The sequence below is a fragment of the Flavobacterium sp. genome (assembly GCF_046155325.1).
Taxonomy (GTDB): Bacteria; Bacteroidota; Bacteroidia; order Flavobacteriales; family Flavobacteriaceae; genus Flavobacterium.
The window spans coordinates 1-14816 of the sequence record NZ_JBJXDQ010000086.1 but is presented as its reverse complement, the minus strand read 5'-3'; the positions used below and the strand labels follow the sequence as shown (position 1 = coordinate 14816).

The 14816-nt window shown below is 34.8% G+C and carries 11 protein-coding genes and 1 tRNA gene; 3 read left to right on the top strand and 9 right to left on the bottom strand.

Annotation, left to right across the window (positions count from 1 at the left end; translation table 11 throughout):
- Nucleotides 1-68: 68 nt before the first annotated feature.
- The 7 genes from rlmD to glyA form a co-directional block, all read right to left on the bottom strand.
- Nucleotides 69-1502 carry a 23S rRNA (uracil(1939)-C(5))-methyltransferase RlmD gene (gene rlmD / locus ACKVOD_RS05825; protein WP_409208527.1) on the bottom strand — a complete coding sequence of 478 codons (1434 nt, stop codon included), beginning with the start codon at nt 1500-1502 and terminating at the stop codon, nt 69-71.
- Between the two features lie 314 nt (nt 1503-1816).
- The gene (locus ACKVOD_RS05820) at nt 1817-3451 is read right to left on the bottom strand and encodes a DUF1501 domain-containing protein (RefSeq protein ID WP_409208526.1); all 1635 of its coding nucleotides are present in this window, start codon (nt 3449-3451) and stop codon (nt 1817-1819) included.
- Between the two features lie 129 nt (nt 3452-3580).
- On the bottom strand, nt 3581-5242 hold the full coding sequence (locus ACKVOD_RS05815) for a DUF1800 family protein (RefSeq protein WP_409208525.1): 1662 nt from the start codon (nt 5240-5242) through the stop codon (nt 3581-3583).
- A gap of 101 nt (nt 5243-5343) precedes the next feature.
- Nucleotides 5344-5982 carry an SGNH/GDSL hydrolase family protein gene (locus ACKVOD_RS05810; protein WP_409208524.1) on the bottom strand — a complete coding sequence of 213 codons (639 nt, stop codon included), beginning with the start codon at nt 5980-5982 and terminating at the stop codon, nt 5344-5346.
- A 335-nt stretch (nt 5983-6317) separates the two neighbouring features.
- Complete coding sequence (gene cysM / locus ACKVOD_RS05805; protein ID WP_409208523.1) at nt 6318-7205, bottom strand: cysteine synthase CysM; 888 nt, start codon at nt 7203-7205, stop codon at nt 6318-6320.
- Nucleotides 7206-7207: 2 nt separating this feature from the next.
- Entirely contained in the window at nt 7208-7999 is a 792-nt protein-coding gene (locus ACKVOD_RS05800; RefSeq protein ID WP_409208522.1) for a serine O-acetyltransferase, read from the bottom strand.
- Nucleotides 8000-8212: 213 nt separating this feature from the next.
- Nucleotides 8213-9487, bottom strand: a complete 1275-nt coding sequence (gene glyA / locus ACKVOD_RS05795) for a serine hydroxymethyltransferase (protein WP_409208521.1) — start codon at nt 9485-9487, stop codon at nt 8213-8215.
- A 110-nt stretch (nt 9488-9597) separates the two neighbouring features.
- Between glyA and fahA the strand changes: the two genes are divergently transcribed.
- Together fahA and ACKVOD_RS05785 are read left to right on the top strand one after the other, a co-directional pair.
- Nucleotides 9598-10884 (top strand): fumarylacetoacetase, encoded by a 1287-nt coding sequence (fahA, locus tag ACKVOD_RS05790; RefSeq protein ID WP_409208520.1) that lies wholly within the window; start codon nt 9598-9600, stop codon nt 10882-10884.
- 649 nt (nt 10885-11533) lie between these two features.
- Nucleotides 11534-11788 carry a hypothetical protein gene (locus ACKVOD_RS05785; protein ID WP_409208519.1) on the top strand — a complete coding sequence of 85 codons (255 nt, stop codon included), beginning with the start codon at nt 11534-11536 and terminating at the stop codon, nt 11786-11788.
- Nucleotides 11789-11889: 101 nt separating this feature from the next.
- Here the strand turns inward: ACKVOD_RS05785 and rocD are convergent, their stop codons facing one another.
- Nucleotides 11890-13170, bottom strand: coding sequence for an ornithine--oxo-acid transaminase (gene rocD, locus ACKVOD_RS05780; RefSeq protein WP_409208518.1), 1281 nt, complete (start codon nt 13168-13170; stop codon nt 11890-11892).
- Between the two features lie 212 nt (nt 13171-13382).
- On the opposite strand from rocD, the gene ACKVOD_RS05775 reads away from it, so the two are divergent.
- Nucleotides 13383-14399: a M28 family metallopeptidase gene (locus tag ACKVOD_RS05775; protein WP_409208517.1), complete on the top strand. Its 1017-nt coding sequence runs from the start codon at nt 13383-13385 to the stop codon at nt 14397-14399.
- Between the two features lie 62 nt (nt 14400-14461).
- Here ACKVOD_RS05775 and ACKVOD_RS05770 read toward each other — a convergent pair.
- Nucleotides 14462-14535: transfer RNA gene (locus tag ACKVOD_RS05770), tRNA-His, on the bottom strand.
- Nucleotides 14536-14816: the final 281 nt, after the last annotated feature.

Sequence of the window (14816 nt, the reverse complement as noted above, 5' to 3'; positions counted from 1 at the left end):
CAATTTAATTTTCTGTTCTTCAAAATCTCTGCAATCTGCAATCTGCTCCCGAAGCTTCGGGACTAATATTATCTTCTTTCCAAAAGTACTACATTTTCAACATGGTGCGTCTGCGGAAACATATCTACAGGTCTGACCCGTGTTACTTTATACTTCTCGTCCATCAAAGCTAAATCACGAGCTTGGGTAGCCGAATTACAACTTACATAGACAATTCTTTCAGGCTCAATTTTCATGATTTGTTCAATCACGTCTTTGTGCATTCCGTCTCTGGGCGGATCGGTAATAATTACATCGGGTTTGCCATGTTGCGCAATAAAACTTTCGTTAAAAACCACTTTCATATCCCCAACATAGAACTCACAATTAGTTATTTCATTGCGAACTGCATTGGCTTTGGCATCAACAATCGCTTCGGGAACACTTTCTACACCAATGACTTTCTTCGCATTTTTAGATACAAATTGAGCTATAGTTCCAGTCCCTGTATATAAATCATATACAATTTCATTGCCGCTAAGTCCTGCAAAATCTCTAGTGATTTTATACAATTCATACGCTTGATCGGAATTGGTTTGGTAAAACGATTTAGCATTAATACTAAATTTCAAGCCTTCCATCTCTTCTAAAATGTAATCTCTTCCTTTGTACAATTGAATGTTTTGGTCATAAATGGTATCATTAGCCTTATTATTGACAACATATTGCAAGGAAGTAATTTGCGGAAATTTCTCGTAAATATGATCCAAAAGCAATTGGCTACTAGCTTTATCATTTTCGAAAAACTGAATCAAAACCATAATTTCTCCAGTCGAAGCGGTACGCATCATTAGAGTCCGAAGTAATCCTTCGTGCGCTCGTGGATTGAAAAAGGTCAGGTTATTATCGTTAGCAAATTCCCGAACTTCATTCCGAATCGCATTGGATGGATCTTCCTGCAAATGGCATTTGTTGATATCCAAGATTTTGTCCCACATTTTCGGGATATGAAAACCCAGTGCATTTCTATTGCCTGTATAGACGCGTTTAATCGCGTCTATATCTTCTAACTCGATTTCTTTTTCGGTCAACCAACGGCTGTTCGAAAACGAAAATTCCATTTTGTTTCTGTAAAAAAATTGTTTTTGAGAACCTAAAATGGGTTCAAATTCGGGAAGTTCAATTTTTCCGATACGAAGTAAGTGGTTATACACCTCATTTTGCTTGTAATACAATTGTTGACTGTATTGCATATTCTGCCATTTGCAACCGCCACAAACACCAAAATGCTCACAAATAGGTTCAATTCTGTGTTGGGAATATTCGTGAAATTTAACAGCTTTTCCTTCGTAATACGCTTTGCGTTTTTTGAAAGTTTGCACATCAACCACATCACCTGGAACAACATTAGGGATAAATATCACTTTCCCATCGGGTGCTTTTGCCACCGAAACGCCTTTTGCACCTGCATCAAGGACTTGTATATGATCAAAAACGACCTTGTCTGTATTTTTCTTTGCCATAAGGCAAAAATAAGAGATTGAATGGTTTTATAAATTCAAATTGGGAAATATTTTTGAAAAGAAAGTGATAATAACCGTTTAGATCTAATTCAATTTATTAAAATTTTTCACCACATAGATTCATAGATTTTAAAAACTAAGAAAAGAAGTTTCACTTTTTTTTTAGAATGCAGAGCTAGTTGAACCCATAAAATGGGCTATAAGACTCTTTTTTATATGAATCTACGTGGTTTAATTTTTTAAATTAATTAGTTTATTTGCATTTGTATGAATTACAACCAACGGCTTAATTATATAAAACTAAAATTTTAGGATTATCGCCTAATAATTATTTTTTTAGAAAATATTCCATTATCCGTATTTATCTTAATAGTGTACATTCCTACCGACAAATTTTGAACATCAATAGTATATTCATTGGTGGTCAATGGATTTCTATAGTTTTTCACATTTCGACCATCCATGGCAAAAATCGAAACCGAATTGATGTTATTCGTAGATTGAACTACAACAATTTCCGAACTTGGATTGGGATAAACCAGAACTTCATTCTTAATTTCAAAACTGGTCGTACCCAAAGCTTTTTCTGAATAGCAACTCGGTTGCACTAAATTTTGAGTTTTAATCATGTTGGCAATTTTGGCATTCGTATATCCAGAATTGGTAGTTTGATTATAAAAAGTCAGGTCAAGACTGGTATTATTGACCCCGAACCAATCTTGCAAAATTGTACCAAAAACGCGTCTGTAATCGTGTTGTACCGTTTGTACCTGAAAATTATTACCAGACACAGCCTCATTCAAATTAATGTTAGTACCTGAAATACCTGGAGCAATAGAATTTCCAAAAACAAACATAGGCGCTATTTCACCGTGATCGGTGCCTAAATTCCCGTTTTCGGCAGCTTTACGTCCAAATTCCGAAAAAGTAACTGCCACCACATCGTCACCTATATTTTGACTATTAATATCGGTTATAAATGCATTGATTGCTTCAGAAATTTGGGTCATTAAGTTGGCATGGGTTCCCAAATGTGTAGACAAATTGTCTTGTACTTGTAAATCATGAGTGTCAAATCCACCAATTTTAACCAAATACACTTTGGTTTGCAAACCTCCTGAAATGAATTTAGCCACTGTTTTTAATTGGTTTGCCAAACTGGTATTAGGATAGGTAGTAGTATTAGTTCCTGCATTAAATGCATTTGAAATGGATTGAGAATAGGTATTGGAAGATGTATCGTTATCTAAAATAAACTGTAACAAACCGCCATATTCTGAATTTGGTATGTTTGCTGGAGCAGCTCCTCCTAATCCGTTGATTATTGAATAAAAACCTGATGGATCCTGACCGTTTATATTCATCGACATTCCGTGTTCAACCTCACCGTGAAAACCTAGAGAATTATCACTGCTTCCTAATTGAATTCCTAATGGAAAATTGGCACTAAGGTAATTTGCATAATAATTTTCTAAAAAGCGACCTATCCAACCACTATCAGAAAAATTATTAGCAGGCGTTCCATCGCCACCTGTGAGCCATAAATCTGTAGATTTAAAATGTGATTTATCTTGTATTGGATAACCAACTCCCTGAACAATGCGCATTAAGCCCCGATCATAAAGACTTTTAAATCCAATTAACGCTGGATGCAATCCTACTTGATTGGCAGTACTTAAGGTAGCATCTAAATTAATAACACCATTTGCTCCTGTGTTACTTAACTTAATATTGGGTCTCAAGGCTGCATATTTATCATATTGATTTAAGGGGACTACAGTATTCAATCCATCATTAGCACCCGAAAGTTGTATGAGTACAATTTTTTTAGCGTTGACATTAGGACAAGAATCCATTCCGGCAGATTTGAATAAAGCAAAAACATCTGTTGGCAAAAGACTTAACGCCGTTGCTGTGGATGATAATTTTATAAAATTTCTTCTTTTCATCTTTTAATATTTATTTTTTTCTTTGGTCAGATGGAACACCCATAATCATCCCCCAGTGTGTCAAGAACTATTATCATGGGTGTTTCATATTTTCTCATCTTAATGAAAATCATTTATTTGCAAAATGGATTAAAAAATTTGAGATTCTGGTGCACTAGAAATTTTTGTTACTAATAACTTTAACCTTGGTTCTACTACTAAATTTTTACCGTCTGATAAATATGTACTCCATGCGGTTGTCCAATAAAAAGTGGCCAAACCTTGCAATAGAAAAGAATTCATAAAATAATTGATTCGATCAGCATCAGGTTCTTGAGCAAATAAAGCGTTACAAAGTTCTGAGGTAAGAATGTAAGGATCTAATGCGTCTGAAATCAAACCACCATTTTTTATCACATCCGAAATATTGATTTTAGCTTTGATGTTAGCGTTTCCACTTATTCTGTTGAATCCGTCTAATAAAGATTCACCCAAACGGTATTTTGCAATTAGAGTAGAAGATGAAATCCAAGTTTTATCAAAATCTGGCGCTTGATAATAGGCAGGATGACCAGCCACATTATCAGGATCAAATAAGATCATATTGGCGCCATTCAAAAAGGTGTCATGTATAAAGTTATTCCAGAAATTGATATAGTACTCATACGAATTAGTAACCGGAGAAGGTATTGTGGCTTTTAGATAAGTTACCAATTCTGAAATTTGTTGAAGAGGTGATTTTATAATCCCTCCTAGTGTTTCATCGGCAGCATTCGAATCATCTAAATCATAAAAATGTTCACTGGTTAACAGCCTTCTAAGAATAGGTAATATATTATACCCATTGGCAAACAAATCAGCAGCTAAAGGAGTAATGATATCGGTTTCTACTTCGGGGGTTATGGTGCTTTTTACAAAATAAATATACATTTTTCTACAAATGTTTTTTGCTGTAGCCTGCTTATTAAATACCATATTCACAAAGCTGTCTAATTCAGCATCCATAGCTGTTGCACTAGTTGCTGAGGCAATCGATGTATTTCCAAAAGCAGAACTAAATACTTTTGGACTTGTGTTATCGTGTGTAGAAAAAACATTATATCCCTTAGGAATTCCTGTAGTGCTATCAATAAGCGTTCTGTCTGATTTTAATCTAAATCCAGTTAATACTCTGGCGGCTTGAACAACATCTGCTTCTGTATAATTGGTATAATTTCCCGCTGCAATTTGTGGCCCTTTGCCAATGGTGAATAATTCTAAAAATTCACGTGCATAATTTTCGTTTGGAGCTAATTTACTATTTGATGTGTTATTCAAATAAACTAGCATGGCATTATCAAGTGATATTTTTTTGGCTAATTCTTTATAATTTCCGTTGGTTGAATAATACAACAATAAACGAATATGATCATAGAAATACGAAGAAGCTCCACAAAGGCTTTTTTCAACTGTGAATCTAGTAGACAGAAAGTGACAAATTTTATATTTTAAGGTGGGACTATTAATGGCATTATACCACCACCAACCTGCAACAATAGAACGTTTTCTAGTTTGTGAAGCAAATGCGGAAGGAGCAGTTATTGATGCAGGAACTTCTGTCCAAAAGCCATCAGGAGTTGCTATTGGAGTAGGATCATAAGGTAATGGTAATATGGGAGTATCTTTAACAAACAACAAATCAAGTGCTTGGGTAGGTGTTAAAGAAGAAAATTGATTAATAACATCTTTAGTATATACAAAACTTGATCTTCTTAATAAGTGTTTAGCAAAAACAGTTCCTAGAGCACTTGTTTTAGGGTTTAATGATGCCATAACTTCTTTTTTGTTAATTTAGACTAGCAAAGTACAAAAAAGTTTAAACCGTTTAACGTACTGATTAATATTTACTTAAAACAGTGTAAATTACCAACTATTTAATTTAATTTTTTTAGAATAGCCGATTCAGCTAGTGATGACATTACTTCATATCCTAACATATTAGGATGCACTCCATCGTTTGAATAAATTGACTTCAACCCCTTTTTTTCATCAACCATAGCTGAAAAATAATCAAGATAATTAATTTCATTGGCTAAAGCATATTCTTTTAATTTAGTATTAAGAGCCATAATTTTTTCTGCTGGTTGCATTCCCTTTTTCCAAGGAAAATCAGATGCAGGTAAAACAGAACATAAAATAACTTTTATCTGATTTGCTTTTGCCAACTCTACCATCGAAAAAATATTATTTGTTATCATTTCTAAAGTTGATGGTCCGGTATTACCCGCAATATCATTTACACCAGCTAAAATAACTACGAGTGATGGATTCAAATTGATAACATCAGCACGAAAACGAATCAACATTTGTGGCGTTGTTTGACCGCTAATTCCTCTATTAACATAGTGTTTTCCTGCAAAAAATTCAGGATATTGCTCAGACCAAAATTCAGTTATTGAATCTCCCATAAAAACAATTCTTTTCTGCCCTGAATCCAAAGGTTGAAGCAAAGCATTGTCGTTTCTATATTTATTTAAATTGGCTCTATCTTGAGCTTGTGATTTCTGTATCATACAGATAATAAAATAAAAGGTAATTATAAAGTTAACTTAAACTCTATATCTAATTGTAACCCGTTGGGTTTAATTAAAAAAAATCTAATTATTGACATAATAAAAAATTTAACCACATAGAAACATAGAAAAAAAGACTGGGATAGCCCAATTGCTTCGCCTGTTCGTCCCGCAAAACAGCGGGACTCGGGTCTTGGGTTCATATAGCTATGTTTTTCTCGAATTAAGTGAAACGACTTTCAAAATTCCCAGAATCTATGTTTCTATGTGGTTAAAAAAATCATGAAAATTGAATTACATCCAACGGGTTAATTGTAATACTTTTTTATTTCAAACTAATCAAACAAATCAGAAGACAAATAGCGATCACCACGATCACAAATAATGGCGACAATTACACCAGACTCTAGTTGTTCTGCTACTTTAACAGCTACCGCAACAGAACCTCCACTACTCATTCCTGCAAAAACACCTTCTTCTTTGGCTAATCTTTTAGTCATTTCTCGGGCTTCTTGTTCGCTCACTTCAATAATCGTATCCACTTTTGAAGCATCAAATATTTTAGGTAAGTATTCTTGAGGCCATTTTCTAATTCCTGGAATTTGGGATCCATCACTCGGTTGTGCTCCCACAATTTGTATGGCTGGATTTTTTTCTTTCAAATAGGTAGAAGTACCAATTATGGTACCTGTAGTTCCCATTGCAGAAACAAAATGAGTAACAGTCCCTTCGGTATCATTCCAAACTTCTGGTCCTGTTGTCTTATAATGCGCTTTCCAGTTGTCGTCATTTGCAAACTGATTGAGCATGATGTAACCGCCTTGTTTCATCTTATTATCTACGTAATCTCTAGAACCTATGATTCCTAAACTCGCTGGGGTCAAAATCACTTTTGCTCCAAAAGCTAACATGGTTTGAGTGCGTTCCTTGGTCGAATCTTCAGGAAGTACCAATTCTATTTCTATGCCAAAAAGCTGAGCAATCATTGCCAATGCTATTCCAGTATTGCCACTGGTGGCTTCTATAAGTTTGTCGCCTTTTTTGATGTCACCTCTTTCTAATGCGGATGCAATCATATTGTAAGCTGCGCGATCTTTGAGACTTCCTCCAGGATTATTGCCTTCTAACTTTAATAAAAGTTTTACATTTTTGTTTTTCACAAGATTTACACTTTCAACTAAAGGTGTATTTCCAATTAAGTCTAATAATCGTTGCGGCTTCATAATTATTTTAATTCTTTAATTTTCACTTCGGTAATTGTAGTATTGGTAACAAGCGATTTTTCGGGAATCGATTTGGTTATCCAAGTATTTCCCCCAATAACGCTGTCTTTCCCAATAGTAGTTTCACCTCCCAAAATGGTGGCATTGGCATAAATACATACATTTTTTTCAACGGTGGGATGGCGCTTTGAATTTTTCATGTCCTTGCTAACACTTAAAGCCCCCAAAGTTACACCTTGATACAACTTTACATTTTTTTCGATTACTGTCGTTTCCCCAATTACAATTCCAGTCGCATGATCTATAAAAAATGGGGAAGCAATGGTCGCACCGGCATGAATATCGGTTCCCGTAATTTGATGCGCGTACTCACTCATCAATCTCGAAAAAAGTAGCATATCTAACAAATACAACTCATGACTCAGTCTATAAATAGCGATGGCATAAAAACCAGGGTACCCCAAATAAACCTCATCGATACTATTGGAAGCGGGATCATTTTCTAAAATATATTCGGCATCCAAATTCAATTTTTCTAAAACCGAAGGAAGCATTTCAAGAAACTGATTCCAAGCGCCATCACATAATTCTGGTGTTTTTTTACAAGCAATTTTAGAAATTTCTTTGAATAAGGTTTCCAATTCTTCGACACTTTGATTTAATGGAGCATTGCTATCAAACAAAGTATAAAAAAGTTTTTCTGTAAAGTCTTCAACCTTTGTTTTTATACCATAATTAATAGATAAATGGCTCTTTAAAGCACTTATATTTTGAATGATTAGATTTTTTGACACAGTTTTAGATTTGAAATGTTAATTGACAATCGTAAAAATAAGATGTTTTTTTTAGAAAATGAGAAAATATATTCGACAAATCATTTGATTGTGTTGCTTGTAATAATTTTGATTAAAATTGATAGTAAGTTATTAAAAATAAAAAAGGTTATAATTCTAGCACAAATTTGCTAAACTTATAACCTTTTAACTTATAACCTTATAAACTTTTGCTTAATAAACAAAAATTGCTCTTTCGCTCATCATCTCATTCACTTCTTCAGCTACTGCTTCAATAACAGCTTCATTGGTATGATCTACTAAAACTCTATCGATTAATGCAACTATAGTCTCCATGTCTTCTTCAACAAGTCCACGAGTGGTAATTGCCGCTGTTCCTACACGAATACCAGAAGTTACAAATGGTGATTTATCATCAAAAGGAACCATGTTTTTATTTACTGTTATTTCAGCTCTTACAAGCGCATTTTCGGCATCTTTTCCTGAAATATTTTTGTTTCTTAAATCAATCAACATCATGTGATTGTCTGTACCGCCTGAAATAATTTGGTAACCTCTTTTTACAAAAGCATCTGCCATCGCATTAGCATTTTTTTGTAATTGCATTGCATAGGTAAAAAACTCATCTTTTAACGCCTCTCCAAAAGCTATTGCTTTGGCAGCGATAATGTGCATCAAAGGACCTCCTTGGTTTCCTGGAAAAACAGCTAAATCCAATAAAGATGACATCATTCTGATTTCTCCTTTTGGTGTTGTTAACCCCATTTTGTTTTCGAAATCTTTCCCCATCAAAATTAAACCACCACGAGGACCACGCAAGGTTTTGTGGGTTGTAGTAGTAACGATATGACAATGCGGAATAGGATCATTCATTAACCCTTTGGCGATAAGCCCTGCAGGATGAGAAATATCAGCTAATAAAATAGCGCCAACACTGTCAGCAATTGCTCTAAAACGCTCAAAATCCATATCACGAGAATAAGCCGAAGCTCCTGCAATGATTAATTTAGGTTGTTCTTTGGTCGCTATTTCTTGAATTTTATCATAATCTAATCTTCCGGTCTCTTTGTCAACACCATAAAAAGAAGGTGTGTATATACGTCCTGAAAAATTCACAGGAGAACCATGAGTTAAATGCCCACCGTGCGCTAAATCGAAACCTAAAATTTTATCCCCAGGTTTTAAACAAGCGTGAAAAACTGCAGTGTTTGCTTGTGAACCCGAATGAGGCTGTACGTTAGCATATACTGCTCCAAACAATTCTTTAGCTCTGTCAATCGCAATTTGTTCGATAACATCCACCACTTCGCAACCACCATAGTATCTTTTGCCAGGATATCCCTCAGCATATTTATTGGTCAAAACAGAACCCGCTGCTTCCATTACTTCATCACTCACAAAATTCTCAGAAGCGATAAGTTCTAATCCGTGAATTTGTCTTTCTTGTTCTTCTAAAATAAGGTCAAAAATTTGTTTGTCGCGTTGCATTTCTTTAATTTTAATTAATTTGACGCAAAAATACAAAAAAACGTTTGGTATATTATAAGTTTATGCTATATATTTGATTTGTATTTCTTAACAAAATAATCAACAATTTAATGTCTTTATCAGCCAATATCATCAATAGAAAATCATGGCTAGAAGTAGCTACAATTAGCGATTTCCCTATACAAAATATTCCTTTTGGTGTCTTTTTAACCAAGGAAAATGTGGTTACTGTTGGTACTCGTATTGGTGATTTTGCTATAGATTTAGGTGCCTTGCAACAATTAAATTATTTTGATGGAATAGATTTAACCGATGATATGTTTCTTCAAGATACCCTAAATGACTTTATATCTGACGGGAAAAAAACTTGGCGATTGGTTCGAAATCGTATTGCAGATATTTTCGACGAAAAAAATCCAAAGCTTCGAGAAAATAAAAATCATAAGGATGTTGTCATTTTTAAAATGGATGAAGTCGAAATGCAATTACCTGTTTTGATAGGTGATTACACCGATTTTTATTCGAATAAAACCCACGCAATCAACACAGGGAAAATTCGCAATAATCCTAGCGAAAATGGATTACTACCCAATTGGCTTCATATTCCGATTGGCTATCATGGCAGAAGCTCCACCATAATTCCTTCGGGAATAGCTGTAAACAGACCCATGGGACAATATTTACCAGAAGGTGAAACCACACCCGTTTTTGGCCCATCAAGAATGGTTGATTTTGAATTAGAAACTGCTTTTATTACCACCGATGCCAATATTATGGGAGAAAGAATCCCAATAAATGAGGCCGAAGATTATATTTTCGGAATGGTTTTAATGAATGATTGGAGTACTAGAGATATTCAAAAATGGGAATCAGCACCCCTGGGTCCTTTTTTATCAAAAAACTTTGCCACTTCAATTTCACCTTGGATAATTACCATGGATGCACTAGAACCTTTTAGAACAAAAGGTCCAAAACAAGACCCTGCTCCGTTCCCATATCTACAATTTAAAGGCAAACATAATTTCGATATTAATTTAGAAGTAAGTTTACTACCCGAAAATGGCCAAGAAACGATACTTTCAAAAACAAATTCTAAATATACCTACTGGTCTATGATTCAGCAATTAGTGCATCATACATCCAATGGCTGTAGAGTAAACTCAGGAGACATGATGGGTTCTGGGACAATTTCTGGAACTAGCCCAGACAGTTTAGGCTCAATGATAGAGATCACTTGGGGAGGAAAAAACCCGATTAAACTTAATGACGGAACAGAACGTAAGTTTTTGAATGACGGAGACACCGTTACTATAAAAGGCTATTCTAAAAATAATGGAGTCCGAATAGGTTTTGGTGAAGTAACAAGTAAATTACTCCCCCCTTTTGTGAGGAAGTAAAAGCTTATTTAGAACTACTAATTTTGAGTTTTTTCATAATTTAATTTCATTTTGATATGGGAATACAAATTGAAGCTTTTCAAATTGCTAATTATTCAATATCAAAAAATTTCGTGCTCAATTTCAATTTGAAGCCTATTCTGGCTCCACTTCGGAAGTATTTTATGTGCTATCAAACAACCGTTATTTATATGTTTTTGATTACGGTGTAGTGGTTTTTGCCAACTATGATGCTGTTGCCAAAAAATATTTTTTAGACTTTATCCATAAATCGCCAACTGAAGTCCAATTTTGACATCAACACTAGATTTAAAGATTTGGATTATCGATTGCAAATTATCGAGGATAATCTAACCCTTTTTACCGATGTTTTAAATGTAAGAGAAAGTACACGACTAGAATGGATCATCATCATTTTAATTGTAATCGAAATAATGATAGCCTTGTTTGTTCATTAAGAAGTTAATTTTAACGGTTGGCTGTAATTATTCAAAAGTAGGTTCGAGTGATTTTTTGTGTAGTAAAACCCGATAGCGAGGATTTGCAATCCGTGCCCACTATAAAAAGCATTTATAAGGCGGTCTTCTCGTATAATTTTTATATCTCAAAAATAGATAATAAGTAAATAAATTTTTTGAAAATTTAAACTATGAATGACAATCAAATAGAACAAGTAAAACAAATACTTACCGAATGGAATCCGCTTGGAGAATTTGCAGTAAATGTACCCGAATTGAATAATTATGATACAGAGGCAAAAGACCTAGCCTCTTACATCGATAAAAAAAGTTCAGTTAAAAAAATAGATCAAATTTTGACAGAAATTCTAGAACAAGCTTTTGATTTCCCACTCAATTTAGAAGAATCCTTGTTGTACGCTTCGAAAATAAAAAACATAATTTAATACCCCCCGAAGTGTCACATAAAAAAAATCTCTATAATTATCAGGTTTCAAAGTCACGACTTCGTAGCGATATTTAAATCAAATTAGCTGTTACGAAGAATTTAAAAATCGTTCAAGGCTTTTTCTATAATCACCAAACACTCCTGAATTTGCGCTTCGGTAATTACCAATGGAGGAGCAAAACGAATTTTATTGCCATGCGTAGGTTTAGCTAGTAAGCCATAATCTCTAAAACGAAGACAGATGTTCCAAGCCAAATCGGAATCTTCGGCACAATTAATAACGATAGCATTTAGTAATCCTTTGCCACGAACCAATTCGATTAAAGGATTTCTTTCTGCAATTTCGTTGAGCCCTTTTCGAAGTATAATCCCCAATTTTTCGGCATTTTCGGCTAATTTTTCTTCTCTTACTACTTCAAGCGCAGCAATAGCAACTGCGGCGGAAATAGGGTTTCCGCCAAAAGTAGAACCGTGTTGCCCAGGTTTTATAACATTCATAATCCTATCATTTGCCAAAACAGCCGAAACTGGATAAACTCCTCCAGAAATGGCTTTTCCTAAAATTAAAATATCGGGTTTTACTTCGGGGGTATTTTCGCAACCATTTTCGCAGGAACAATTGCCACAAGTGGCTAATAATCTTCCTGTTCTAGCGATTCCGGTTTGCACCTCATCAGCAATAAATAATACATTATGTAGTTCGCAAAGTGCTTTGGCTTTTGCCAAATAGCCTTCGGAAGGAACATAAACTCCCGCTTCGCCTTGAATGGGTTCTACTAAAAATCCAGCAATATTTGTCGATGATTTTAATACCTTTTCTAAAGCCTCAGTATCATCATACGGAATTTTGATAAATCCATCGGTAAAAGGTCCGAAACTTTTTCTGGCTGTTTCGTCATTAGAAAACGAAACGATTGTAGTTGTTCTTCCGTGAAAATTGTTTTCACAAACGATAATTTGTGCTTGATTTTCAGGAATACCTTTCACCTCATAGCTCCATTTTCGGCAGAGTTTTATAGCGGTCTCAACTGCTTCTGCTCCTGTATTCATGGGCAAAACCTTGTCAAAACCAAAATATTTTGTTATGTATTCTTCATAATTTCCTAATTGGTCATTATAAAAAGCACGGGAGGTCAAAGTCAATGTTTGGGCTTGTTGAATCATAGCTCCTACAATCTTAGGATGACAATGCCCTTGATTGACAGCTGAATAAGCTGAAAGAAAATCAAAATATTTTTTGCCATCGACATCCCAAACATAAACGCCTTCGCCTTTATCTAATACTACTGGTAATGGGTGATAATTATGAGCACCGTATTTATTTTCTTTTGCGATTAAATCTTCAGATTTAGACGAAATGATTTGACTTGTGATTTCCATAATGAGGGAGGTATAACTATTTTGTAACAAAATTATACAAATAGAATTGTTTTATGATACAAATAATTACTTTTGATTTACTTAAATTTTTATTTTAATTCATTTGATGAATTGTTTGAGTTTCTTTATAAAAAGCTAGACTTATCCAAAGTTTCCTTTAAAAAAAAAATGAATTAAATTTACATTTATCACAAATACAAATTTTAAATATTATGAAAAAAATTCTTTGTCTTTTTATCATTGCCTCTACTTTTTCTTGCACTTCACAAATGAGTACGGTTTCATCTACAGAACCTACCAAGTATCTAAATTCAATTAGCGCAAAGGATTTGAAAGAACACCTAACCATAGTCGCCTCTGACGAAATGGAAGGACGAGATACTGGATCAAAAGGACAAAAAAAGGCGGGTGACTATCTCATAAATCATTATAAAACCAACGGAATTTCTTTTCCAAAAGAGGCTGAAAATTATTATCAAAAAGTTCCTGCTACATTTTTAAATGGAAATCGCAGTACAAATTTACCTGATTCAGAAAATATCTGGGCCTTTATTGAAGGCTCTGAAAAGCCAAATGAAATCATTGTTGTTTCTGCTCATTACGATCACATTGGAATCGAAAATAACGAAATCTTTAATGGTGCTGATGACGATGGTTCTGGTACCGTAGCATTATTAGAAATTGCCCAAGCTTTTCAAATTGCTAAAAAAGAAGGTCATGGACCAAAACGTTCTATTTTGTTTATGCACATGACTGGAGAAGAACACGGATTATTAGGTTCTAGTTATTATTCGCAAAACCCATTGTATCCATTAGCAAACACCATAACCGATATTAATATCGACATGATTGGTCGCCACGATGAGTTTCATAACGATTCTAGCAATTATGTATATCTTATTGGCTCTGATTATCTTTCGACTGATTTATACAACATTTGTGAAGATGCCAACAAAAAATATGTCAACATCAAATTAGACTACAAATTCAATGATAAAAAAGACCCCAATCGTTTTTATTATCGATCTGATCATTACAATTTCGCTAAAAATGGGATCCCTTCTGTTTTCCTTTTTAATGGCGTACATGAAGATTATCACAAACCTTCGGACGAAATTAGCAAAATTGAATTTGATGCGCTTACTAAGAGAACACAATTGGCTTTTGTTATAGCCTGGGAAATAGCCAATAGAGAGAATCGTCCTGTGGTCGATAAAGATGGGAAATAGACTTTAGCATACCTTATATAACAAAAAAAGCCCCCCGACTTGCGGGGAGCTTTTGCGTTTTGGGTGGATGACCGGTTTCGAACCGGCGACCTCCGGCACCACAAACCAGCGCTCTAACCAGCTGAGCTACAACCACCTTCTGCTCTTGCGCATACTTTTCTTGCCTTGCTAGTAATTCTATTTCACGCACCGTTAGTACACCAGCACCAACAGCACCCCGCACCAGCGACTTCTTAGGCTTTACCCGCTTACGGGTAGGCTTAGCCTTCGGCTTAGACACACGCTTAACCTTCGGCTTGACGCCATTAGCCAGGCTTGTCGCCTTGTCGCTTGTTCTCCACTTATCAGAACTAACACGAACCGACCTTGTGGTGACATACCAGCCACCAGCATAGATTCCGCTCATAATAGATTCCG